General features: G+C 35.4%; 20 protein-coding genes. 11 read left to right on the forward strand and 9 right to left on the reverse strand.

Features of this window, described 5'->3' with window-relative positions; all coding sequences use genetic code 11:
* The first annotated feature begins 16 nt into the window (after nt 1-16).
* The 3 genes from MHH70_RS16245 (at nt 17) to MHH70_RS16255 (ending at nt 2950) form a co-directional block, all read left to right on the forward strand.
* On the forward strand, nt 17-769 hold the full coding sequence (locus MHH70_RS16245) for a DUF3990 domain-containing protein (RefSeq protein WP_342471978.1): 753 nt from the start codon (nt 17-19) through the stop codon (nt 767-769).
* Entirely contained in the window at nt 766-1020 is a 255-nt protein-coding gene (locus MHH70_RS16250; protein WP_342471979.1) for a hypothetical protein, read from the forward strand. The genes MHH70_RS16245 and MHH70_RS16250 overlap by 4 nt, the downstream gene beginning before the upstream one ends.
* Before the next feature lie 424 nt (nt 1021-1444).
* Complete coding sequence (locus tag MHH70_RS16255) at nt 1445-2950, forward strand: PIN-like domain-containing protein (RefSeq protein WP_342471980.1); 1506 nt, start codon at nt 1445-1447, stop codon at nt 2948-2950.
* 44 nt (nt 2951-2994) lie between these two features.
* Here MHH70_RS16255 and MHH70_RS16260 read toward each other — a convergent pair whose 3' ends face one another.
* The 4 genes from MHH70_RS16260 to MHH70_RS16275 all read right to left on the reverse strand — a co-directional run bounded on the left by MHH70_RS16260 (nt 2995) and on the right by MHH70_RS16275 (nt 6303).
* Nucleotides 2995-3951: a site-specific integrase gene (locus MHH70_RS16260; protein ID WP_342471981.1), complete on the reverse strand. Its 957-nt coding sequence runs from the start codon at nt 3949-3951 to the stop codon at nt 2995-2997.
* Nucleotides 3952-4121: 170 nt separating this feature from the next.
* Entirely contained in the window at nt 4122-5348 is a 1227-nt protein-coding gene (locus MHH70_RS16265; RefSeq protein WP_342473200.1) for an IS110 family transposase, read from the reverse strand.
* A gap of 184 nt (nt 5349-5532) precedes the next feature.
* Complete coding sequence (locus MHH70_RS16270; RefSeq protein WP_342471982.1) at nt 5533-5793, reverse strand: Arm DNA-binding domain-containing protein; 261 nt, start codon at nt 5791-5793, stop codon at nt 5533-5535.
* Between the two features lie 51 nt (nt 5794-5844).
* Nucleotides 5845-6303 (reverse strand): helix-turn-helix transcriptional regulator, encoded by a 459-nt coding sequence (locus MHH70_RS16275; protein WP_342471983.1) that lies wholly within the window; start codon nt 6301-6303, stop codon nt 5845-5847.
* A gap of 124 nt (nt 6304-6427) precedes the next feature.
* Between MHH70_RS16275 and MHH70_RS16280 the strand changes: the two genes are divergently transcribed.
* Nucleotides 6428-6712: a helix-turn-helix domain-containing protein gene (locus MHH70_RS16280; RefSeq protein ID WP_342471984.1), complete on the forward strand. Its 285-nt coding sequence runs from the start codon at nt 6428-6430 to the stop codon at nt 6710-6712.
* Nucleotides 6713-6789: 77 nt separating this feature from the next.
* Here MHH70_RS16280 and MHH70_RS16285 read toward each other — a convergent pair whose 3' ends face one another.
* From MHH70_RS16285 to MHH70_RS16300, 4 genes are all read right to left on the reverse strand, one after another.
* A complete protein-coding gene (locus MHH70_RS16285) occupies nt 6790-7380 on the reverse strand; it encodes a hypothetical protein (RefSeq protein WP_342471985.1) in 591 nt (196 codons plus the stop codon).
* A 457-nt stretch (nt 7381-7837) separates the two neighbouring features.
* A complete protein-coding gene (locus tag MHH70_RS16290) occupies nt 7838-7999 on the reverse strand; it encodes a helix-turn-helix domain-containing protein (protein ID WP_342471986.1) in 162 nt (53 codons plus the stop codon).
* Between the two features lie 189 nt (nt 8000-8188).
* Complete coding sequence (locus MHH70_RS16295; RefSeq protein ID WP_342471987.1) at nt 8189-8821, reverse strand: hypothetical protein; 633 nt, start codon at nt 8819-8821, stop codon at nt 8189-8191.
* A gap of 15 nt (nt 8822-8836) precedes the next feature.
* Nucleotides 8837-9667 carry a hypothetical protein gene (locus MHH70_RS16300; protein ID WP_342471988.1) on the reverse strand — a complete coding sequence of 277 codons (831 nt, stop codon included), beginning with the start codon at nt 9665-9667 and terminating at the stop codon, nt 8837-8839.
* Between the two features lie 335 nt (nt 9668-10002).
* Between MHH70_RS16300 and MHH70_RS16305 the strand changes: the two genes are divergently transcribed.
* From MHH70_RS16305 to MHH70_RS16325, 5 genes are all read left to right on the forward strand, one after another.
* Nucleotides 10003-12015 carry a class I SAM-dependent DNA methyltransferase gene (locus MHH70_RS16305; protein WP_342471989.1) on the forward strand — a complete coding sequence of 671 codons (2013 nt, stop codon included), beginning with the start codon at nt 10003-10005 and terminating at the stop codon, nt 12013-12015.
* Nucleotides 12012-13328 carry a restriction endonuclease subunit S gene (locus MHH70_RS16310; protein WP_342471990.1) on the forward strand — a complete coding sequence of 439 codons (1317 nt, stop codon included), beginning with the start codon at nt 12012-12014 and terminating at the stop codon, nt 13326-13328. The genes MHH70_RS16305 and MHH70_RS16310 overlap by 4 nt, the downstream gene beginning before the upstream one ends.
* Before the next feature lie 14 nt (nt 13329-13342).
* A complete protein-coding gene (locus MHH70_RS16315; RefSeq protein ID WP_342471991.1) occupies nt 13343-16330 on the forward strand; it encodes a type I restriction endonuclease in 2988 nt (995 codons plus the stop codon).
* Between the two features lie 120 nt (nt 16331-16450).
* Nucleotides 16451-17149 (forward strand): RusA family crossover junction endodeoxyribonuclease, encoded by a 699-nt coding sequence (locus MHH70_RS16320; RefSeq protein ID WP_342471992.1) that lies wholly within the window; start codon nt 16451-16453, stop codon nt 17147-17149.
* Between the two features lie 26 nt (nt 17150-17175).
* On the forward strand, nt 17176-18897 hold the full coding sequence (locus MHH70_RS16325) for a hypothetical protein (protein WP_342471993.1): 1722 nt from the start codon (nt 17176-17178) through the stop codon (nt 18895-18897).
* Between the two features lie 572 nt (nt 18898-19469).
* Here the strand turns inward: MHH70_RS16325 and MHH70_RS16330 are convergent.
* Nucleotides 19470-19802: a DUF5694 domain-containing protein gene (locus tag MHH70_RS16330; protein ID WP_342471994.1), complete on the reverse strand. Its 333-nt coding sequence runs from the start codon at nt 19800-19802 to the stop codon at nt 19470-19472.
* A gap of 833 nt (nt 19803-20635) precedes the next feature.
* Here MHH70_RS16330 and MHH70_RS16335 point away from each other — a divergent pair.
* A complete protein-coding gene (locus MHH70_RS16335) occupies nt 20636-21025 on the forward strand; it encodes a DUF2500 domain-containing protein (protein ID WP_342471995.1) in 390 nt (129 codons plus the stop codon).
* Nucleotides 21026-22193: 1168 nt separating this feature from the next.
* A complete protein-coding gene (gene cas3, locus MHH70_RS16340) occupies nt 22194-24569 on the forward strand; it encodes a CRISPR-associated helicase Cas3' (RefSeq protein ID WP_342471996.1) in 2376 nt (791 codons plus the stop codon).
* Nucleotides 24570-24571 lie beyond the last annotated feature (2 nt).

Genomic DNA, 24571 nt, shown 5'->3' on the forward strand with positions numbered 1-24571 from the left:
GAAGTGAATTGTCATTATGGGGAATTTAGGTAAAGATAACGTAGATAAATTATTAGAACTCAAAACGATTATTCAACAAGAACAAAATCCATATAGCTTAGAATCTTTAAGTGAATTGGAAGGTAAGTCACTATACCATGGTACTATTGCAGAGTTTGAAGATGTCTTTTTAAAGAAAGACAAGGTTGATGTCTTTTATGGAAAAAAGGGCACAAAAGATAACGGGTTTGGATTTTATTTAACTTTAAATAAGGAACAAGCTTTTGAACAAGGAAAGAGAAAACAAGCTGAATATAACTTAAAAAATAAAATTAAAAAAAACAATATCAATACAGAGATTATGGTTGTTGAAAAAAAGATTGACTTGCATGAAGTGGAAAAATTTTTCAAAAACCATCAGGATAAGAGTTATTTGTTGCATAAAACATTAGAAATTGATGAAGACTATGGTAAGTTTATTATTAATAACAGGTTGGGGGAAGAACAATTAGCATTAATTATCGGAGAGATGCATAATATTGATAATAAGTATGCATTAATATATGGCGGAATGGCAGATGGAAAGGTGGGTAATTTAATCCAAAAATATTCTGATACTATCACTGCACTAACAGATGACAATGCTAAAAGCGACTACCAACAAAAGTTTCTTGAAGATTTTTTAATAGAAGTGAATAAACCGTTAAAAACGGGTAAAGGAAGTCAACTTTCTATCCATGATAATGAGTTATTTAATTTGGCTATAGATGTAAAGGACATTTTGAAATGACATTAATTCTTGATGGTTCTGTGTATGTCAAAAATAGTGGTGATTATATTATGAATTTTAATATTAGAGATGATGAAAAATATTACTTAGAAAAAATTAAAGAAAAATTAATTGTTAAGTATCATTTAAATGATATAGATGCATTAGAGAAATTAAAAGAATATGATTATTTAAGTGAAATTATTGAATTTGATACAGATTATTTTTTTTATCAGTCTCCAGAATACTGGGCAGATTATTTGATGGAATAATTTGTTTTTTTGTTTTTTCGCGAAGTACTTTTATTTGATAATTAATTTAGATAGAATGGTTTTAGTATGGTCTTTGAACCAAGTTCGTAAATATGTAATACTCCCTAGTGGATAAAAATAGTTGAAATGAGCGCGGCTTTAAAGTTTGCAATCCCTTGTCGTTCTAAGTGTCGGCATAATGCCACGTGAACTGCAAATAGACAAACTACACGCGTAGAAGCCGGCGTATTGGAGCTTCTGGACGCGGGTTCGACTCCCGCCGTCTCCATACATACGATTTCACAGGAAATCAATGAAGGTCAAAACACTTGATATATCAGGGTTTTGACCTTTTTCTTTTATCATCTAATTTCATCTGATAGCATTTAGTCGTAGTTAAAACCGTAGTTAATTTATTTCTTAATATCGAAGGGAAGTTTGTTAAATGACATTCATTAAAGACGGAATTATAGTTTTAGAAGATTTAAAAGAATTTATCGATAAGGGTAAATACATAGTGGTTGTAGATAGTTGTATATTGTTAGATTTTTATAGATACAATTCAAAAACAGCTCAAGAGATTTTAAATAACTTAGAATATTTAGGTGATAAAGTTTGGATTCCTAATCAAGTATATATTGAATTTAAAAGGAATTTTGCTAGCATTCTGGGCCCTAATCATAACAAATATAAAAATATCCCCAAGAGTATTGCCTCTAACGTAAAGGACTTTGAAAATAAGCTTAATAAATTGATTAAAGCTTACGATAAATATAATTTTCCTAAGGTTAATGAGCTTGGTGAAAAAATAAAACAACATTTGGTTAGTATTGAAGGAGAAGCAAATCAATATAAAGAAGAAATAAAAAATGAAATGGAATTGATGAGTGAGTTATTACGTACCAATAAAATATTAGAATATGTAGAAAACTTAAAGAATCAAGGTCAGGTAGGCACTCCATTTCCACCCAAACAAATTTTATCAATAGTTGATGAGGGGCGAAAGCGCTTTGACCTAAATATACCACCTGGATACAAAGATATAAACAAAAGTGAAATAGTAAAAGAGGATTTAAAAGTAGTGGATCCTCTAGCTCCGTTTGGAGATTTAATAGTATGGAAAGCACTTATTGCCAAGGCAAAAGCAGATAAAGTTAATGTATTATTTACAACTTCAGATAGTAAATCTGATTGGTGGGAACTAGACAGTAATAAAAATATAGTTTCACCTAGAGAAGAATTATTAGCTGAGTTTATTGAAGAAACTGAGGGTGAAGTTGAACTTTTAATGCTTCCAATGAAAGAATTTATAAATAAGTTTTCAACGATTAGTAACATTTCATCATTATATTCTAGTGTTGAACTTAGCGCTAATGAAATATTACAGGAAAGATTATGGGAATCTGGAGAAGAAATAAAAGATATATTAATCGACAATGCATATCACGCTCATCTCGGAAATATAGAAGATGTAGAAGATTTTGAAATAGTAGGTGTGAAAATAGAAGATACTGATGTTGAATTTGATGATGAAAAAGTAAGCCTTATCACACAATTTCAAGTTGAAGCAGCAGGTTATTTTATTGAATACATTAGTAGGGAGTATTCTGAATCAACACAGATAACTATGACATTAAAAGGAACTTATTCAGTAGAAATCGAATTAGATATAGAAAATCAAGACTATACTATTGATGATTGGGAAATAAGTGATTTAACTATCTCAAACTCCAAAATTCATTGTGAGGAAGATTATTATGATCCACAACCGTGGGAATACTGTGTAGTTTGTTTGAAAAATTTTGGGGAACATGAATTGCATCCTGATGACAGAATTTGCAATAGTTGTTCTCAAAATAGTAACTATATGTTATGTACAAATTGTGGGACTTTTTATAAACAGGAAGATTATGATGGCGATGGACAATATTGTGGTAGATGTCAAGATTAAATATAACCATGGTGAGAGGTAGAATATGCCTCTCACCGTGGTTATTAAATCATATAAGTTTCAAACTTCTGTATAGCATCCTCTTTCGCATTTGCCGTAACATGTGCATATACATCCATCGTTGTCTTTATATCGGAATGCCCCATGCGATCTTGTACAGACTTTATACTTGCTCCAGCTTCAAATAATAATGAGCAATGTGTGTGTCTAAAAGCATGCGTTGATACATACGGAAGATCACTATTACGCAAAATAGACTTAACCCAGTCATTTGTTTTTGTCGGTTGAATATAGCTGTTACGAGTGTTGCTAAATACTAACTGTTCTTCAGATAGTGTATCGTAACCAAGCATTAAATACGCTTGTTGTTGCTTCTTACGCCATTCCTTTAAAATCACCATCGTAGCCTCGTCCATTTTAATTTTACGGGGCTTTCCTGTTTTAGGTGGCTTAGGATATAGCTTTTGTCCTTTGCCTTGTCCTAGCGCTTTATTAATGTCGATTTCATTGTTTTTGAAATCAATATCAGTCCAAGTTAAAGCCAGTGCCTCACTCTTACGCATGCCAGAGTAAGCAAGTAAACGGAAGAACGCATAAATTTTATAGTTAGGATGTTTTTCAGCAAGTGCTAAAAATTCTTTTAGCTGCTCTTTCGTGTAAAATTTATCTTTATCAGTATGTGCAACACGGCGCTTATTTTTGTGAGGAAGGTCTACTAAATCAAATGGATCTGTTGTAATATATCCACGCTTTTGTGCCTCACGCATTACTAATGAAGCATAGCTTTTTACTTTATCCCCATTCACTAGCTTTTCCATCCATTCATCTACATGGCGCTGGCAAATATCGAGATTTATTTTGTCGATTTTATAATCACCCATAGCAGGTAAAATGTGATTGCGGAATAAGCCATCTGTTTTTACGAATGTACTTTCTTCAACTGTTTTTTCATAGCGCTTAACCCATAGCTCATAAACTTCACGATATGTTTCAGCCTGCACCTTTCTTACCTCCAGTCAATAGTTTTTAAGAAAATAATTAAAGTTTTGAAAAGACTTTTTTGTGAGGGTGGGGGTACCCCCACCCTCACAAAAAAATTGCGCATGCCAAAGAGACCTCACGAATTTTCTTTTTTTCGAAAGGTCATTGTGCTATAGTTAATTTACTTTGGTTACGATTTCTGAGCTGGTAGTGCGGACTCATAATCGTACAGAATGCCTTGTGTCATTAACTGAAACGTCATTTTCAGAAACTTATTGATACAGGCGACAATCGCAACCTTATGAGGCTTTCTCTGAGGTTGCGTTTTTAATTTATCGTAATAATCTACCAGGTGATTGTTAGTCTTTTTCCGTAACGTAATCATCGTACAAATCATAAAAAATAAAATCTTTCGTAGCTTCTTATTTCCTCTTTTATTGATACGATCACGATACTGCGTGTTACCCGATTGATAACGCATAATATCAATACCTACATACGCATTTAGTTGTTTCGCATTCTGAAAGCGGCGAATATCCCCTAATTCACCGATTAATCGGCAAGCTGTTGTATCGCCAACGCCCGGAATCGAACGAAGCACTTGGTATTCTTTGCGTTCCTGTGACATCTCCACCATTTGTTTCACAAGTGTTTCCTTCTTCTCAACTAAATCCATGATACGAGCTGCGTAGTCACGAATTTGATCACAACGAATATCGGTAGCTTTAATGGCTGGATAACTATTTTGAGCAGCCTCTAGTAAACATTCTGCTTTTGCCTTAGCACGTGCGAATGATAGGTTTTTTCGTGTATTGGCTTTTAACCGATTTTTAATGACTGTTTTCGAATGCGCCAGTAACAGGGCTGGATGTGGATAGAGCTGAACAATATTTAAAAACAGGGCCGAACTTGGTGTAATGAGTGCTTCCAACTCCGGAAAACTCAAATGTAATAACGCATGCATTCGACTTTTTAATCGCGTGATTTCTTCATCAATCTCATCATAATAACGTGTAAGTCCACGCATCTGTTCATAATAATCATCCTGCACATAGGTCGGCTCACGCTCCATTTTAAAATGGGTTTTCGCTAACTCATGCGCATCACTACTATCGGTTTTATTTCGACGCATCGAAGCCATTTGTAGATTCGCTTCAAGTGGATTCATCCGACAATAGGTGTAGCCATAATCGATTAGAAACGTTTCCAATGGTTTTGAATAAACACCTGTCGCTTCAAAAACGATTTCAGGTGCTTGACCGTCACGCTCCGCTATTTCTTTCATTCGCTTATGTAATTGTTCAAAGTCCATACGTGTATGATTCAGTTCACCTTCAAATTCACATTGACGATACGGATTATAAATCGCAATGGTACTTTTTCCTTTACTCACATCTAACGCAACCACATGTTTCATCATACTTTCTCCTTTTTAGCCAATCATAGAAGTCTTCACAGTGCCTTACCGATTCCATTTTCTTCTACACGATCTCTTGGACCCAACATACTAAACTGATTCAAATAAGGGTGTGAAGTCAGTCGGTTTTTAATACGGATTCTAAAATGATCCCAGGAGCTTGTTCGACTTTCCTTCACTTCTACTATAAAAAAATAGTAGCACAAACCATGGCCTTGGTTTGTACTACTAATGTTAGTATGTTTTTATACTGCCCATTAGCAATTTCAAGCTTTAAGCGAGCTAATACAAGTTCTGCTTCCTTCTTCGTTTTAAACTTACTACGTGTAGTGCGTAGTTCTTTCCCTGTTAATGGGTCTAACCCAATATAAATTTGAAAGCGATAGCGCTTTTCACCATTTTTTAGCGTATAGCTCTCAATTGATCCTGTTTTACTTTTTGCCATACTCTCAGCCTCCTAATTGTAGGGACAATCGAAGGAGCTATTACAGGCAAATCAGTTTTTTTGTTCTTTGTAATGCGGAAATAAAATATATAGCATCGCTAATGCACGTTCAGCTTCTTCAGCTGTTAGCTCATGTCCATTAAATGTTGGTTTAAGATTTTCAGCCTTTAACGAAAGGTTAGTTTGCTCTAAAAGAACCTTTATATCTGTTGCAGCATGTAATAGTTCAGACGACGATTGACTCTCTGAATCCATTTGTTTTGCCAGATAAAGCTCAAATAGGTCATTGTGGCCCGCGATTTTTAATAAATCGAAATAAGATACGTCCACCGCTTCCGCTATTTTCCCTAATAGCTTTGTGGAAGCCTCGCGCTTGGCAGTTTCTATTTGAGATAAATAGGAATAAGATACACCAACTAAGTCAGCGAATTCACGTATTGAAAGCCCTTTTTCGGTTCTCAACTGCTTCAGCGCTATGCCTAGGTCACGTTTATTAGAAATGATAATCACCTCCTACTGATTAGTATATAATTTTGTTTTACTTTTGTAAACGTATTTGTTTTTGTTATCGAAAAGTAAAACGATGTGTGTTAAATTCTAATCAAATATATTTAACTTAGCAGGAGGTGATATTATGGAATTCGTTAATGAGAAGGTTAATTTACAAGAGCTTGTAAAATTAGTTGGTGAAGAATTAGCACAAAAGTTAGTAGACTCAATTCGCTCAGAGCTTTTTAAAGAGAAACAATTACTCTCTAAAGAATGGCTTACATTAAAAGAAGCAGCGGAATATATCGGTGTTTCCCCTAACACTTTAGCGAAGTTCCGTCTAATGGGCTTAGAAGTTTGTGAAGTAGATGGGGTTAAACGTATATCAAAAAGTGACATAGATCGCTTTATGAAGGAACATAGTTTTTAAAATACTATATGGGATGTCTATTAAATGTATAGTTATAGAAGCAGGAGCTGAAATAAATTAGCTCCTGCATCATGCCGTCAATGAATAATTAAATCATTGTAAGGGATATAAATATAACGGTAATTGCTCAAGTTGAAATTTGTAAACGGCGAAGTATTTGGATTATTATAAAACGTAATTAAATCTGTTAAATCAACATAAGGTAAATCGGAATAATATTTACCAGCTCTAATATAATCAATAAATTTTTCAATTAATGTAGCAGGAAGCTCGATAAGGAATAAACAAGCCTTGTCACCAATTTCGCCATCAAAACGAATGTTGATAGAATCATTTGTTAGGCAATCGGTTTGTTGTGAAGCCAGACTATTAAGTTCATTCAACAAATTCTTTCGATATAAAACCATCTCTCGATCAGATGCGATGTTAAGCAAATAAGAATTATAGCGTTCATCGATAGTTCTTACAAATTCGGCTGTACTTAAAGCACTTAATCGCCAATGCTCTTGAATATCTTTTCTAGCATTGACTTGTGCAGCAGATCGTCCGAAAAGTTCTTTTGCAGGTATTCTTAGTGTTGTCGATGAAAAGTACCGTTGTTTGAAAATATTTTGTACATTGTCATAGGTAAAAAGTTCATGCTTTAAAGGGTTAATAAATGTTGTCATAATGACACCTCCAGTTAATATGATGACAGATGGCTCTGTCTTTCAGCAAGATGTGATTTTATATTTTTAATATTGTATATTCATACTGCATTATTTGTTTTATTAGTTATATATCTGAATATATATGCGTTTGAACCCATATAATGTATTTCAAGAGATTGTTTATTCTGAAAAATGATTATGTGATGAAATTTATACTCCTATATAGGTGAAAAAATTATAAAAAATTGCGCGAGGGGGTACCTTCCTTTCGAGGCAATCGGTTAATGGCGTTAGTCGCCCCCAGGGGTAAAATATACGTTCTACACTTGAGTGAAAACAATGCAAAAGAAAACACGTATACGCCGATTTTAATGGCTTGTATACGTGTTTTTTTGTTGGAATTATGCAATGGTTTTAACGTGAAAGATTTGTTTAGCTACGAGAGCATCAGCTAGTTGTTTGGACCGTTTAACCATTATAAAAATGATTGCTTTGGGATTTTAATGAGAGGGCCTATACGAATGGTATGGAAGGCACCTGATTTCGCTAGTTCGTATGCTTTTGATGTGCCAATGCCTAAGATTGATTGGATATCTTTGACGCTTAACACATCGGGATAGTGTTGTAAATTATTCATCTTAATCACCTCTGTTAAATATTGTTCCTTCGGCTTTTGTATTACATGTATATGTTTATTTTAAAGCGAGAGTAAATAGAAAGCGAACTCACTCACATCGCGTAAATAGTGATTCTATCTGAATAAAGGCGATTATCTCTGATCCTATAGAGCTAGTGCTAGTTTTAATCGTAAATATTCAAGATAACTTCAAATGTTTACATATTCATATGCATATATTTTGCCATAATACGGGTCGAAGAACTGGTAAGTATGTTCCCAATCACAATTACGAATATCGTCTTTATCAAGATAAGCAAATGCTTTACCGTTATACAGGGTCTTCGGCTGTTGTAAGTTATTCATGAACATGTAGTCGCTATAGCCAGTTTTTACAGATTGTAATCCGAGTGTATAAGCGGCTAATAAATCTTCAAAAGGTGTAATGTCCCAAGTAACTGTATTTCCCCAAAGTGCACTTAATTCATCTATAGTATGACCTGAAGATTGGTTTGTAATTAAATGTACTTTTGCAAGTGGTAGGTTATTTGGGAATGGTGTGATATCTAATAATGCCAAATACGTACAATCCTCTCCACCGAAATATTCAATGAAATCTTCAACACGCTCTTTAATTTTTGAAGAAGCTTCATCCAATGTAATTGTTAAAGTGTAATGTGCGACTAAATATTCGTCGATAAAGTTTGTGAGTAGTAAACGTTGAAGTATCGTTTCGTCATTTTCAATTGCAAGAGTTTGAAGCTTAGTATCTGTTTGAGCGAAGTAGGCAAATGTAATACGGCTGCAACCTACTACTTTAATTTTTGGAAAGTTATTTGTCATACATAATCCCTCTTTCTAAATAAATGTTTGCTGTATATTTTCAAGCTTTTCTAATAGCTCTACAGTGAGTTCTTCATCTTGGGCTTCCGCAAAGCTTTCTAGCTCGTCAATGGCAGCATCTGTTACAAGAACAGTTTGTGTAAATCCATATGGGCTTTCAAAGCTGTTAAGGATTTTACCGTTGCGTTGTAAAAGGAAATCCATAATTTTGCGGCTTTTAAATTTTAAGCGTACTGGACGTTCCAATCCATATCCGCCGAGATAACGTTTCTTCCCTCGTGGAAGACGTTTGTCATAAATACCTTTACTTAAATAGGACGCAATTTTCATATTGTCTTCGGCTGTACCATATTGTTCGCGGTAATATAATCCACCATGCGTCCATTTAGATTTAAGGAAGCTTATAAATTGTTTGGGTATTCGGCATAAGATGTGGAAGTGGATATGATCATTTCCTTGAAATTCAGTTACACCTACATAGCGTAAATCTATACCGTTTAACCTTTTACAACGCTTCAGCTTTTTCCAAAATGAGTTGAACTTTTCTCGACATGTGGCGAAGTCTGTAATATCAAACTCACATCTAGGGCTAAATGTTAGCGTTAGCATGCAAAAATTGCTGAAATAATTCGCATTAATAATACCTTTTAAGGTGCGCTTACTATTAGCAACTGAGCAACGTCTTGTTTCTTCAGCCTGCTCATGTTGTTTTAAAGTATAATATTCTTGTCCCTTTGGCTTGCGACCACGATTTTGCTGGTATTTATTTTCTGATGGTACGTATCTTTCTACGACACGTGTAACAGTTGGTGAATGTGTTACATGCACTTCTAATTTATGTGTCATAATCAACCCTCCCTCTATAAATGTTGACTCGTATGGTTCTAATGTTAGTCAAACCCTTGTTATATAAGGGCTTGTAGTAGTTTGATAGAAAGAAAAATGTCCAAAAACAATTACTATTAATAAAGTGGTGTTAAGGCCTTAATTCTTTGTGCATATGCTAGTATTGGGTGTTATCTTTTGTTATTCGAACAGTTATAATTGTAAGTAGAAACAAGTAATTTGACGAATTGGGTATGAGGTAGTTATGAGTTATTCATCGAAAACAATCTGCAAATTCCTCAATTTTGCTCAATTTATCGTAGAATTCAAATAAATTTTAAAATGAGGTATATAAGATGATCAATTTCCAAGATAAAGTAAGCTTCATTTGGTCAATCGCAGAGATTTTGCGTGGACCATATAAGCCAGAGGACTACGGTAAAATCGTATTACCGTTAGCTGTTTTACGTCGTTTTGACTGTGTATTAGAAAGTACAAAAGAAGAAGTATTAGCGAAGGCAGAGCAGTTTGCTTCGATGTCAGAAGAAGCACGTGAGCCGATTTTAAACCGTGTGTCAAAACAAAACTTTCATAATACAAGTAAATATGATTTCAACAAGCTACTAAGCGATTCAGATAATATCGCTGATAACTTACGTGACTACATAAATGGCTTCTCAAAAGTTGCACGTGACATTATGGAGCACTTTGAGTTCGACCGCCAAATCGATAAGTTGGATCAAAACAACTTATTGTACTTAACGATTAAACGTTTCAGTGAGATTGACTTACATCCTGAAACAGTTTCAAATATCGAAATGGGTTATATTTTCGAGGAATTAATCCGTCGCTTTAACGAGAATGCAGAGGCAGGGGATCACTACACGCCACGTGAGGTGATTCGTTTAATGACGCACTTGTTATTCTTACACGACGATGCGAGCATTTTAACGAAGCCAGGCTTAACACAAACGCTATATGACGCTGCGGCGGGTACGGGCGGTATGGGTTCTGTTGCACAAGAATATTTATCGAAAGTAAATCCAACAGCGCATTTAGAGTTTTTCGGACAAGAAATCAACCCAGAGTCGTATGCGATTTGTAAAGCAGATTTACTTATTAAAGGTGAAGATGCACGTAATATTCGTTTAGGGAACACATTATCAAATGACCAATTCCCACGTGATAAATTCGACTATTTAATTTCAAATCCGCCTTATGGTGTTGACTGGAAATCATATCAAAAGCCAATTATTGATGAGCATGAAAAGCTAGGCTTTGATGGTCGTTTCGGCCCTGGTACACCACGTTCAAGTGACGGGCAACTATTATTCTTACTGCACTTAATTTCAAAAATGAAGCCAGTAACAGCTGAAAATCCACAAGGCTCACGCTTAGCAATTATTATGAACGGTTCACCATTATTTACAGGTGATGCTGGCTCAGGTGAAAGTGAAATTCGTCGTTACGTGCTTGAAAATGATTTAGTAGAAGGCATCGTTGCATTGCCGAACGATTTATTTTATAACACAGGCATCGCCACATATATTTGGATTTTAACGAACAATAAAACGCCACTTGCAAAAGGCAAAGTACGTTTAGTGAATGCAGTAGACTTCTCTAAAAAGATGAAGAAAAGCATGGGCAGCAAGCGTAACGAAATTACAGAGGACCAGCTAGCAGAAATCGTTCGTTTATACGGCGCAGCACAGCCGAATGAGTACGTGAAGATTTTTGATAACGAGGACTTCGGCTACTCAAAAATTACAGTTGAGCGTCCGTTACGTTTAAACTTCCAAGTAAGTGAGGAACGTCTTACACTTGTTGTAGAGGAAAAAGGCTTTGCGAACTTAGCAACATCAAAGAAAAAAGGTGATGCTGGTCACACTGAGATTGAAGCGGGTAAAGAGCTGCAAGCACAAATTATTGAAACGCTACGCACATTGCAAAGCGATGAGGTATATAAAAACCGTGAAGCATTTACGAAAGTCGTAAAAGATGCATTAAAAGAAGCTGGTGTTACAGTTGGAGCACCTGTATTAAAAGCGATTTTAGCGGGTCTTTCTGAAAAAGATGAAACAGCAGACGTATGTATGAAAAACAAAACAGACATCGAACCAGATGCCGATTTACGTGATACAGAAAGCGTACCGTTAAAAGAAAGCATCGAGGACTACTTCGCACGTGAAGTATTGCCGCACGTACCAGATGCATGGATTGATGAAACAAAAACAAAGGTCGGCTATGAAATTCCATTCACACGCCAATTCTACAAATACACAGCACTACGCAGCTCAGCAGAAATTATGGACGAAATTCGTGCGTTAGAAGTGGAGATTGCTGAGCAGTTGAAGAAGGTGATGGGATGAGAGCGTACAGCCAATATAAAAATAGTGAAATAGAGTGGTTAGGTGATATACCTAAAGAGTGGAATATAAAAAAAATAAAGTGGATGACTTCTATTAAACGAGGGGCTTCACCACGTCCGATAGATGATCCGAAATATTTTGATGATAATGGCGAATATGCATGGGTACGAATTGCTGATGTTTCAAGTGCAGGAATGTATTTAGAAAAAACTACTCAAAGGGTGTCTGATTTGGGGGCATCTTTAAGTGTTAAAAGAGAACCAGGCGACATTTTTGTTAGTATAGCTGGTACGGTAGGTAAGCCGTGTATCACTAATATTAAATGCTGTATTCATGATGGATTCGTATATTTTCCAGATTATAGTGGAGATAAGAAGTATCTTTATTATGTTTTTGCCTCTGGTGAACCATATAAAGGGTTGGGAAAAATGGGTACCCAATTAAATTTAAACACCGAAACAATAGGTTCAATAAAAATTCCAGATATTCCACTAATGCTTCAATATAAAATTGCATCGTTTTTAGACAAAAAAACGGAGGAAATTGATGCATTATTAATTCTGAAGAATAAACAAATTGAAATGTTAGAACAACAACGCCAATCCATCATCACAGAAGCAGTAACAAAAGGTTTAAATTCGAATGTGAAAATGAAAGATTCAGGTGTTGAGTGGATTGGTGAGATTCCTGAGGATTGGAAGTTAACAAAAATCAAATATGTATCATCATTGTTGAATGGTGACAGGGGCGAAAATTATCCATCGGGGAATGATTTTGTTGATGAAGGGGTGCCGTTTATTACTTCACATAACTTAAACAGTCGATATGTTGATGAATTGACTCTGAAATATATATCTAAAGAAAGATATAATTTATTGAGAGGTATTAAAATCAAAAAAAATGACATTATTTATTGTTTGAGAGGCAGTGTAGGTAAAAACGCTTTAGTAACAAATGATGGGGGAACAATAGCATCCTCATTAATGGGAATTCGAGCTAATAAAAAGGTAAATGCTGAGTTTTTATCATATATATTAAACTCGAAGATGGAAGTTTGGAATAGAAGTATGTTAACTACAGGGTCTGTTTCTGATAACCTTTCAGCTGAAAATGTAGGGACATATTTATTCACCTTGCCAGACCTAAATGAGCAATTAGATATCGTTAATTATTTAAATGAAGAAATGCTGAAATTAGAAAAATTAATGCTGATTATAAATCGCCAAATAGAGAAATTAAAAGAATACCGCCAAGCCCTAATCTACGAGGCAGTGACAGGCAAAATCGATGTACGTGATATAGAACTTGATTAGTGAGGTGAGTTGTGATGGCAGTGGATACTTCAGAAAAAGGCTTTGAAATGAATATTGAGGCAGCATTAATTGCAAATGGTTATAAAAAGCGTGTGCTTGAAGGTGATGCGAGTAGTGCGTTTAAGCAGCATGCAATTGATGTAGAGGAGCTTTTTGCGTTTTTTGAGGATACGCAGGAAAAACGTATGCGTACGCTTGAGAAGTCGTATGGACCATCTTATAAGGAAGAAGTGCTGCGTCGTATTAAAGACCAGCTACATAAGCAAGGGTTAGTCGAATGTTTACGTAAAGGCATTAAAGATCGTGGTGTGACGTTACAGCTTGCGTTTAATAAGCCGCCGACGGATATGAATAAGACATTAAATAAGCAGTATGCGAAAAATCGTTTTAATGTGTCTCGCCAAGTGTATTACAGCGACAAGCATAACAATAGCTTAGATATGGTGCTGTTTTTAAACGGCTTACCTATCGTTGTCATGGAGCTGAAAAACCCGCTGACGAATCAAACGGTGGAGCATGCGATGAAGCAGCTGAAAAACGACCGTGATCCACGTGAGCAGCTGTTTAAGTTTAATGAGCGTGTGGCGGTGTACTTTGCGGTAGACCCTGATGAAGTGTTTATGGCGACGAAACTTGATAAAGGGAAAACATATTTCCTACCATTTAATAAAGGCAACAATGGTGGCAAAGGCAATCCGTTAGTGTATGACAATTACCGTACGCACTATTTATGGGACGAGATTTTAACGCCTGATAGCTTGCTCGATATTTTATACCGTTTCATCTTTATTAAGAAGGATGATATAAAAGATTCAAACGGTGAAACGATTGGCGAGCGTCAAATGCTCATTTTCCCCCGTTTCCACCAATTAGACGTTGTACGTAAGCTAGAAGCAGATGTGAATGTGAAGCAAGTTGGCCAAAACTATTTAATTCAGCACTCAGCAGGTTCGGGCAAAACGAACTCGATTTCATGGCTCGCACACCGTTTAGCGAAGCTGCATACAGATGACAATGAATCGGTGTTTAGTAGCGTGATTGTTATTACCGATCGCCGTGTACTCGATAAGCAATTGCAAGATGCAGTGTATCAGCTAGAGCATAAAGCGGGCATGGTGGAGCGTATTAACCAAGACTCTGACCAACTAGCAAAGGCAATTAATAATGAAACACGCATCATTATTACGACGCTGCAAAAGTTCCCGTACATTTTAGAAAAAGTGGCGGGCTTAGATCGTAAAAAGTATGCGGTCATTATTGATGAGGCCCATTCATCACAAGGTGGTAAAGCATCGACAGCATTAACGAATGTATTATCAGATAAGACGTTAGAATCTGCCTACGAGGAAGACCGAATTGCAGAGGAAAACTTAGATGATGTAGATGAAAAAATCGTTGAAGCCATTATGAAAAGCGGTAAGCAAGATAATGTATCGTTCTTTGCATTTACGGCAACACCGAAGCCAAAGACACTTGAGAAGTTTGGTACGATGGGTATTGATGGTAAGCCGACGGCATTCCATCATTACACAATGCGCCAAGCAATTGAAGAAGGCTTTATTTTAGACGTGCTACAAAACTACACGACGTATAAAACGTTTTGGAAAATTGCCAAGACGGTTGATGATGACCCTGAAGTATCACAGAAGCAAGCAACAAAAAAACTGGCACAATATGTATCACTGCATCCGCATAGCATTGCACAAAAGACGGAAATCATCATCGAGCATTATCGTAATTTCGTGCAACGTAAAATTGGTGGGCGTGCAAAAGCTATGGTTGTTACAGCAAGCCGTTTACATGCGGTGCGCTATAAAATTGCGTTTGATAAATACATTAATGACATGGGCCACACTGATATGAAAACGGTTGTTGCTTTCTCAGGAACGGTGAAGGATGGCGAGATTGGTTATACGGAGCCAGACATGAATAAGTTCTCTGACAAAGAGCTACCTGAGAAGTTCCATTCGGACGAGTATAAGGTGCTGTTAGTAGCGGAGAAATACCAAACAGGTTTCGATGAGCCGCTGCTGCACACAATGTATGTTGACAAGCCACTGAGCGGCATTAAAGCGGTACAAACATTATCTCGTTTAAACCGTACGTGCCCAGGCAAGGAAGATACATTTGTGCTCGACTTTATTAATGATCCCGAAGACATTAAGGAATCATTCCAGCCTTACTATGAGTCAACGAATTTATCGGAAGTAACGGACCCGAATATTTTATATGACCTGCAAGCTGAAATTGAACCATATCAAGTGTTTACAGAAGATGAAGTACAACGAGTAAGCGAACTAGAAGTAACAGATGGTGTGAAGAAGTCGGTAAAAGCACAAACAGAATTAAATGCTGTTCTTGATCAAGGTGTTGAGCGCTACAAGAAGCTGTCAGAAGAAGAGCAAGAAGCATTCAAACAAGCAACGACGAAGTTCACACGTACGTATGGCTTCGTACTGCAAATCGTCACGTTCATTGATATCGACTTGCACAAGCAGTACATTTACTTAACTTATTTACTACGCAAGCTCCCACGCTCAGCAGGAGACAAAGATGTGTACTTAGCGGACGATGTAGCACTTGAATACTATCGCAACCAAAAAGTATTCGAAGGTAACATTGAGTTAGAGCAAACAGGTGGTGTGGACCTTGATCCACAAAAGCATGGTGCAGGTGGCTTGGTAGAGGATGAAAAGGTACGCCTATCGAGCATTTTAGATAAACTAAATGAACGCTTCGGTACTCAGTTCTCTGAAACGGACTTCCTTTCTCGTGAGCAAGTAAAAGAGGACATGCTGAATAGCGATGAACTCCGCCAAAAAGCAAAAAACAACACAAAAGAAAATTTCAAATTCGCTTTCGAAAAAACATTCATGGATTTCGTCATCGACCGCATGAGTAGCAACCAGGAGTTCTTTATGAAAATACTGGAGAACGATGAGTTTAAATCGTACATCATGGAAGATATGATGAATGAGGTTTATGGGGAAGTGAATCAGTAATTTCAAAGACAGATTTCAATTTATTCGTTGAAATCTGCCTTTTTAAATTTAAATATGAAATATTTATATTTATTTGGTAATATGATTCGTAAGTATCTATTTATAATGGAAGGCTAATATTTGAAAGATGAATTAACGCCGTATGAATACGAGCAACAACAATATGAAAAGGGATTAAACCCGTTCTTCGGTGAATATCGCCAAACTTTCAACATCCCACCTATACCATATGGTAATAGAAATAAAAAGCAATTTAAGGTTGCTGTGCAAGAGTATTTTAAAGATATTCATTATTATTTTTATGATGAAGTAAAAGTAGAAATTGAACTTTATTTAAATGAACGAAGAAGATATGAGACACCTGATTCAGGAGATTTAGATAATTATGCGAAATTAATTTGTGATGCAATAAAAGGTAAGGATGGCATCTTGATTGATGATATACAGATTCAACGTTTAAGTATAGGGTGGATTGATACAGTAGGCGAAGAATATTTTGATATGCGTATTTTTTCACGGCCAGATGATTTTATTATGAAAGACATCGAATTTTATGAGATGCCAAATGGAATGTATTATCCCATTAGTAATAAAATATGGACTTTAAACGGAATTAAAGAGTTAACAGGAACAGACAAAGAGGCTATTCAAAAGTTATTATTCAAAAGGTTAAAAAATGTAAGTGTTTTGCGGCATGAGTTACATAAAAGTGGTTTGCAAGGAGAAAAAGCATATTATGAATATATGAAAGCTCATCCTATTTTAAGGGGGTATAATAAAAATCGTTTATTAGAGAGCGGCTTCAATATTTATAGATGAAAATATAAAAGAGGTGAATTACAAAAATGATAAAATTTTTAATGGTGAATCCTACTAATGAAATTGAACGGGTTGAACCATATCTGGATTTAATAAATGAAAAATTAAATTTAGAAACTCAAATTTTACGTGAAAGTTCAATCTATGAAACAGAAGAAAACTTACGAAGAATAAAATTAAAATGCGTAGATAATCATAAGTATTTTTTAGAATTGAAAATACAGACATATAATGGGGCTAAGCATTTATTTGTAGATTTAGAGCCTCAAAAGCTAACATCTAGTTTTGACAAAAGTTTATACAACATAAAATTTGTGGTAAGAACATTACTTAAAAATGATTGGAAAGATTGTATCTGGCTTTCTGATATACAGTCAAGTAATTATGCTAATGAATTATATTTAGAAATACATAATGTAGAAAATAGATTAAGGCAGTTTATTAATTTAGTAATGATTAATCATTTAGGCGTAAAATGGTGGGATACGTATGCACCTAAAAAAGTTAAAGAAAAGTATTCAGCTCGACAAGTGGCATATAAAAGAGTAGCTCCTTCTTATGCAAATGTGAGCGATAAACTCCTATCGATTGATACAGAAGATTTACTTTCTTTAATGACTTATGAAATAAAAAAAATAAACAATAATTCGCTTCAAACGATTAACACATTAATAGATTCAATAAAAGAAACGGGAAATATTAGAATGGTAGCTGCGGAATATGAAAAGTTCGTTGAAGCTATAAAAAAAGAGTGTGAAGTAGAATATAGTATTTGGAAGGAAATATTCAATAAATATTTTCCAGAAGAATTCATCAATGATTGGGAGGATTTTTCAAAAAATCGCAATCATATAGCTCATAACAAATTAATAGATACAGCAGCTTATAAAACAATAAAAAAGAGTATAGATATTGTAGCAAATAGAATCGACACAGCTGAAAAAACATTTGAAAATAGCGTATTATCTGATGAAGAAAAAGAGAAAATTAAAGAGTTAGAAGCTATTTTAGAATTCGATACTAGTACGGTGGAAAAGGATATTATGGAAGCTGAAACTGGAGTATCAATAAATAATATTGAGGAAATTGAAGATATCTTAAATGAAAATATAATGAATATGATATCTGATTTGAAAGATAGTATTTATTTTAGGAATGATTTAAATGTAGAAATAACTGATTTTTCAGTTATAGTTAGTAGTGGAACAATAATAGAAGTATCTAGTGTATTTAATGACTCTAAAGTTAAAATTGATATTGTAAAAGATTTAGATGATAGCCCAGGTTCCGAAAGTAAAGTTTATCTGAAATTGGATGTTGATTCAGAAACAATTGAAGAAGCACAAATTATTTATCAAAATGGAGAAGCAAATTTTGAAGAAGAGTTAGGATATTATATGCCTGTGCATCAAAATGAATTATATGATATTCAAAAGGATCAACTTACTAATAGATTTATAAAAGAAGTTAATGAAATCTTCCCTAATTTAGTTGAAGAGGCTGAGCATGCGAAATATATTGCGGTAAAGGATGGGGGTAACCATCCAGTAGCTGACTTCTCTTGTGACGAATGCGGTGAAGACTATGTTTGCATTGATGAAGATATTGCTGAAATAGGGATGTGTTTGAGTTGTGGTTACAAGCACTCAGTAAACAGTTGTGCACGTTGTGAAAATTATTACAATGAGGATTGGGACGGTAATAGTGAATATTGTCAGTCTTGCATAGATTGGTTTAAAGATCAATAAAATATGTGCATCGTAGTTAAATCCGTAATTAAGGTTGTCTATGGTAGGCTAAAAAACCTTATAAACACCGCTATTACAGCATCTAGCGGTGGTGCTCCCAGAAGCCCCGCCGTCTCCATACATAGGAATCAATAGATTTCAAAACATACTAACTTAGTGTACTCTATTCATTAGAAGGTGGGGAGTATTGGCGCTTACAGTTCGAATGTGAAGAAAACATAACTTTACCGAGATACTCCCACCGAAAATGGCGGTAAGTTTATCCGAATAATGGATTTTTAGTTTAACTTTACCTAGAGTTTTGTATGTATATACAACAATTTAGCTTTTTTAGCTGTTTATCACCGTTGCAACTCAATATTAAGATTCTCTTATATGGGTTATAGATGATGTTTTAGTTAACGCCTAGTTTTGATTAGATACAGCATTGAAATAAAGGTTTTAACCGCTCCTCTTTTACTAAAGAGAAATACTGCTAAAGCCAGTGTTTCCCCATTTTTAAAAAGGGGCTTCTTATTTATTAGAAGGGAAAATATTTTGTAAAACACAATCACAGCTGTCCCAAAAGCCGGCTACGCACGGCTTTTGGGACAGCTGCCATATTGAATCACTGTAATTGATGGATCATCCTCTAATTGTTGCTTTAACAAATAGTTATGTCCAGCGCCATATAAAATAATCGCTCGCTTTGTTTTTGGCTTAAGTGATTTTTTAATATTATGGGCGATTCGTAAGTTGCGGTAATACCAATATTTTGATACCCATTCAAAGGCAATTTCATCGTCTAATTGCATTAAATCTAAATATATTTTATGGTCATTTACTATGTACTCAGGTGAGTTAATGAATTTGTATAGCTTGATTATGTCACCTTGTTGAATAATGGAAGTTAGTTGTTCAATCATGAAATTGACACGGTCCCTTATTTTTTATAAGCTTCCTTTGATTTTCCTTTTGCAATAAGTCCTAAATCAATCGAGTCGTCTGGTTGCTCATTCCAATCAACGGCGTAAATGGTATTGTGCTTAAGCATTTTGGCTAATCGAAAGCTAATTTGGTAAATTTCATTTTCCTTAAAGTCTGTATTCCAATCAGTTGAGTGATAAATTGTATTTAATTGTTTCTGTAAATCAATCGGATATTCTACAAAAATTTGATCTGCTTGAAATTTTGCAATATCCGTTGCTAATTATTCAAAATGAATATTGCTATATTTATTTGTATCGTCTTTAGATAAAGTGTTGATGTCCGTTGTGTAACCTAAGTGAATAGTTCCAACCAATAACATTTCCAACTTAAATCCCCTTCGCTGTATGTAATTTCGCTAATCGATTCCAACATAATAAATTAATTATATAACATTTGTGAATAATTAAAGATACTATTATTCCAATTGAGTGATTTTTACATATGATAAAAGCTAGACTTGCTTTGCATAGTCCCCAAAAATTGATAAGGAAATAGAGCTTGTCAAACCGAGTGCTCTCAAGAAAAAAAGGAGATTATCGAAGCAATCTGAGGATTTTTTGGTAAATAATTTGGCAATTGCCGAAATAAAAGATGAAATACGTCTCAAAAGCCATGAAGCTACTGGCATTTTTGGCGCTTTTTATTATTTTCAAAAGAGAGCTTCTGAGAGTTTTTCGCTGAATGCTATTTTGCTATAATCAGTAATAAAGTGAAACTATACCTTCGCCTAAAGCGTAGACAATAGTAAAAACAATAGGGAGGTTAATAGATGTACTTTGATGAAGATCCTTTTGGGAATATGATGTTTACAATTGGTCCTATATTTATTTTCGTCGTTTTTATTATCATTATTGGGATGTTTATTTTTACTGCTGTGAAAGGTGTTTCTCAGTGGAATGCAAACAACAATTCTCCAAAGCTTACGGTTCCAGCTTTAGTTGTGACGAAAAGAACAGATGTGTCGAGAAATCGTCATCATACAAATGATCATACACATACCACATCCTCAACGTGGTATTATGTGACCTTTCAATTTGAAAGTGGTGATCGCACGGAATTTTCCTTAACTGGCACGCAGTATGGCATGTTGGCTGAGGGGGATTTAGGAAAGCTCACTTTCCAAGGGACACGTTATCTTGGGTTTGAACGTAGGGAATAAAATAGGAGGTGGAGCAGCTTTTGCGTTCAATTTCTCAATTTGTTGGTTATGATGAGCGACTCCATCAGTAATTGGCACAGCTTGTCAAATAGGATAATTTATTGGCATCACAATATATGACGAATGCGCTGACGATTGATGAATATAAAAAAGCATTTTCGCTATCAACAGAAGTCCTATACGATTGAGATTGAGCGATTGTTAGAGGCGTTGTAAAAGCTAGAGACAGCACCGAATCATCCTAAGCAGTGTATGCAAACAGAGCCATTTTTAATTTATAATGCCTAGTTTACAAATTATTTAAGAGATTTTATTATGTCCTTACCAAAAGTCTACCCAATAATCAATTTGAAAGACTTCTCATTTTTGCACAGCGAACAACAGGCAACCTACATGCTTTTAACGCTGACCGATTAGCAAAGCTAGAGCAAGTTACCATTATTCCAAATGTTGTGAGACAAATCATTCAATGTAAACAGGCATCGTATCAGGAAGCCCGGTTGGAGCTGATGTTGGCGGATGTTAGGGCGCATTCGGACTGAGCGATGGAGCCTCTCACATATAATATCGACATAAGAAAAGGAGCGCTTTAAAAGCAGTATTTTACCTGCTTTTGAAGCGCTCTTTTCAACATTAATTAGCTAATTCGCTAATTGAATTAGACAATTACATTTATACTAAAATAGTTTTCAATCCACGCATTGTTGCGACATTAAAATATATGCATCTATATTTTACATTATTCTTGATAAGTGACATAAAGTGAAATCAAATATTCCCTTTCCTATTATAGAAAAAATGAATAAAAGATAATAATCGTGCATATACTTTTAAAGAGACAGGGAGGTGGAACCATAAAATTTAAAATCAATTTTAAAATTCCAAGACTATTTAACATCAAAATTTTTCTACGGCTAAGTTAGAGTTAGTTTAAGGCGGTACGCACAACATCGTAAAGGGGCACCGAAAAATAGTTTCAGATGCCCCTTTACTTAACCATATACAATTTGGCCTAACCTAAAACATTTTTCAATCCTCGTATTAAAAAATACGACATATTTAGTATAACAATTAAATCATTTAAAATAGTGGGGGATTTACCAAAAATAGTTTACTTTGAAAAAAACCCTGTTAAAATAAATCTAAAGTCTAATAGGGAGGTAGGTAAATGTACATTGCACATGTAAGAAAATCAGATGGTGTGGAGCAATTACTAAAGGACCATTTATGTGAAGTGCAGCAAATATGCGAAGCGATTGGTGAGAAATTTCAGATGCCAAAGGTTTTTGGTTTGGCAGGATTATTACATGATGCGGGGAAGTATAGCGATGATTTTCAAATATACTTACGTGATGCGATAGCAAATCCTGAGGAGCCACCTAGACGAGGAAGTGTCAATCATTCAACTGCTGGTGGAAGGTTGTTGATGGAGAAGTTCCATAAAGGACCGCGCTTCATGCCTGTTATGATTGAAATGGTTGCCAATGCTATTTATTCGCATCATGGGCAGTTGCATGATTTTATTGATAGTGAAGGGAATTCTTCTCCCTTTTTAAATCGAGCTGATAATGAAAAAATACCGATGTCGCAAATTAGAGAGCGATTTTTTAATGAAGTTATGTCTGAAGAACAATTTGATCAATACGTGATGCAGGCTGCTTCAGAGTTTCAAAGCTTTCTACAAAAACATTTTCAAAAAGATGAGTTACAGCAAATTTTATATAAATTCTCTCCATTATTAACGATGACCATTTATAGTAGTTTAATTGACGCGGACCGAACGAATTCACGTGAGTTTGATGAAAATAGTCAGATAGCCTCCCAACAACCCATTCAAGAAAAGTTCAAGCAATATTTAATAGAATTAGAGAGTAGCTTTAAAAAGATGCAAGAGGAAGCAATTCCAAATGAAATTACTAAACTGCGCCAAGAAATGTCGGAAAATTGTGCGAATAAGGCAGATTTACCTACTGGCATTTATTCTTTATCTATCCCAACAGGCGGTGGGAAAACGCTCGCAAGCTTACGTTTTGCATTAGAACATGCGATAAAGCACGGAAAAGAACGCATTATTTATATTATTCCATTTACAACCATTATCGAGCAGAACGCGCAGGCTGTCCGCGAGCTACTGAAAACAGATGAAGTATTGGAGCATCATAGCAATGTGGTAGACGATGTGGGTCTTGCAAAAACATATGAAGAAATGCTGCTGCAACGTAAGCTTAATCAAGCAAAGGATAATTGGGATTCTCCGATTGTTTTTACAACGATGGTGCAATACTTAAACAGTTTTTATAGCGGAAAGAGTCGTAATTTAAGGCGGATGCATAATTTGGCGAATGCAGTGCTAATTTTTGATGAAGTGCAGTCGGTACCTGTCAAATGCGTATCACTTTTCAATGAAACGATTAATTTTTTGTCAAAATACGCAAAATCAACGGTGTTACTGTGCACGGCAACGCAACCGGCATTGCAATATGTCGAGCAGCGAATCGAGGTTAATGAAGAAATCATTGACAATTTGCCTAGGATTGAAAAGGCTTTTAAGCGCACAAATATTGTCCGAATGGATGAGCATTTGGAATGGAATACCGAACAGCTTGCCGACTTTATCGAAAAGAAGCTAGAGGACGTAAAAAGTATTTTAATCATTTCTAACAATAAAAAAACAACAAAAAATTTATATGAGAAATTTAAAGATTTACCTTATGTCTATCATTTGAGTACGGGCATGTGTCCAGCTCATCGAAAAGAAAAGCTAAAACAAATGACTAAGAACTTAAAGGCAGGGAAGCAAGTGCTTTGTATGAGCACCCAATTAATAGAAGCCGGCGTAGACGTAAGTTTTGAATGTGTTATGCGTTCATTAGCAGGTGTAGATTCCATCGCACAAGCTGCCGGTCGCTGTAATCGCAATGGGGAGGTGCAGCAGCGTGATGTCTATGTATTCAAGCATGCGGAGGAAGTGTTGTCGAAGCTTCCGACCATTGAAAAGGGACAGCGCTGTGCTAGTCATTTACTGCGGGATATTGAGGAAAGAAATTTATTTGAAGGTGAACTATTATCCTCCCCCGCGATTGAATTTTATTTTAAACAGTATTATGAAAACCTTGCACTAGAGCTAGATTTTCCAGTGCGAAATTTAGATAAAACTTTACATCAATTATTGTTTACGAACGATGTAAAGCGATTAAGGAAATTAGACGTTGTTTTATCACAAAGCTTCGATACTGCTGCAAAGCATTTTGAAGTGATTGAAGCGAATACAGAAGCTATTGTTGTACCATATGGCGAAGGTGCGGAGTTAATTGCTCAGTTGGCAAGTCACGAGCCAGTTGATTATAAAGTATTTTTAAAGAAAGCGCAGCAATTTTCGGTCAATGTTTTCCCGCATGAGTTTAGAGCGCTTCAACAGGAACAGCTTATTCGCCCGGTAGACTTTGGCACATTTAAAATTTGGCTTGCGATGGAAAATGCCTATGATGAAGAATATGGTCTTTCAGTCAGTGGAGAAGCAGGCTTAAATATATTAACACTTTGAGG

Source organism: Metasolibacillus sp. FSL H7-0170 (assembly GCF_038593115.1).
GTDB classification, from domain to species: domain Bacteria; phylum Bacillota; class Bacilli; order Bacillales_A; family Planococcaceae; genus Metasolibacillus; species Metasolibacillus fluoroglycofenilyticus.

Bases quoted from the DNA above. Each gene is read 5' to 3' on its own strand.
- MHH70_RS16245 (WP_342471978.1), top strand. From the start codon at position 17: ATGGGGAATTTAGGTAAAGATAACGTAGATAAATTATTAGAACTCAAA.
- MHH70_RS16250 (WP_342471979.1), top strand. From the start codon at position 766: ATGACATTAATTCTTGATGGTTCTGTGTATGTCAAAAATAGTGGTGAT.
- MHH70_RS16255 (WP_342471980.1), top strand. From the start codon at position 1,445: ATGACATTCATTAAAGACGGAATTATAGTTTTAGAAGATTTAAAAGAA.
- MHH70_RS16265 (WP_342473200.1), bottom strand. From the start codon at position 5,348: ATGAAACATGTGGTTGCGTTAGATGTGAGTAAAGGAAAAAGTACCATT.
- MHH70_RS16270 (WP_342471982.1), bottom strand. From the start codon at position 5,793: ATGGCAAAAAGTAAAACAGGATCAATTGAGAGCTATACGCTAAAAAAT.
- MHH70_RS16280 (WP_342471984.1), top strand. From the start codon at position 6,428: ATGGAATTCGTTAATGAGAAGGTTAATTTACAAGAGCTTGTAAAATTA.
- MHH70_RS16285 (WP_342471985.1), bottom strand. From the start codon at position 7,380: ATGACAACATTTATTAACCCTTTAAAGCATGAACTTTTTACCTATGAC.
- MHH70_RS16290 (WP_342471986.1), bottom strand. From the start codon at position 7,999: ATGAATAATTTACAACACTATCCCGATGTGTTAAGCGTCAAAGATATC.
- MHH70_RS16295 (WP_342471987.1), bottom strand. From the start codon at position 8,821: ATGACAAATAACTTTCCAAAAATTAAAGTAGTAGGTTGCAGCCGTATT.
- MHH70_RS16300 (WP_342471988.1), bottom strand. From the start codon at position 9,667: ATGACACATAAATTAGAAGTGCATGTAACACATTCACCAACTGTTACA.
- MHH70_RS16305 (WP_342471989.1), top strand. From the start codon at position 10,003: ATGATCAATTTCCAAGATAAAGTAAGCTTCATTTGGTCAATCGCAGAG.
- MHH70_RS16310 (WP_342471990.1), top strand. From the start codon at position 12,012: ATGAGAGCGTACAGCCAATATAAAAATAGTGAAATAGAGTGGTTAGGT.
- MHH70_RS16315 (WP_342471991.1), top strand. From the start codon at position 13,343: ATGGCAGTGGATACTTCAGAAAAAGGCTTTGAAATGAATATTGAGGCA.
- MHH70_RS16325 (WP_342471993.1), top strand. From the start codon at position 17,176: ATGATAAAATTTTTAATGGTGAATCCTACTAATGAAATTGAACGGGTT.
- MHH70_RS16330 (WP_342471994.1), bottom strand. From the start codon at position 19,802: ATGATTGAACAACTAACTTCCATTATTCAACAAGGTGACATAATCAAG.
- MHH70_RS16335 (WP_342471995.1), top strand. From the start codon at position 20,636: ATGTACTTTGATGAAGATCCTTTTGGGAATATGATGTTTACAATTGGT.
- cas3 (WP_342471996.1), top strand. From the start codon at position 22,194: ATGTACATTGCACATGTAAGAAAATCAGATGGTGTGGAGCAATTACTA.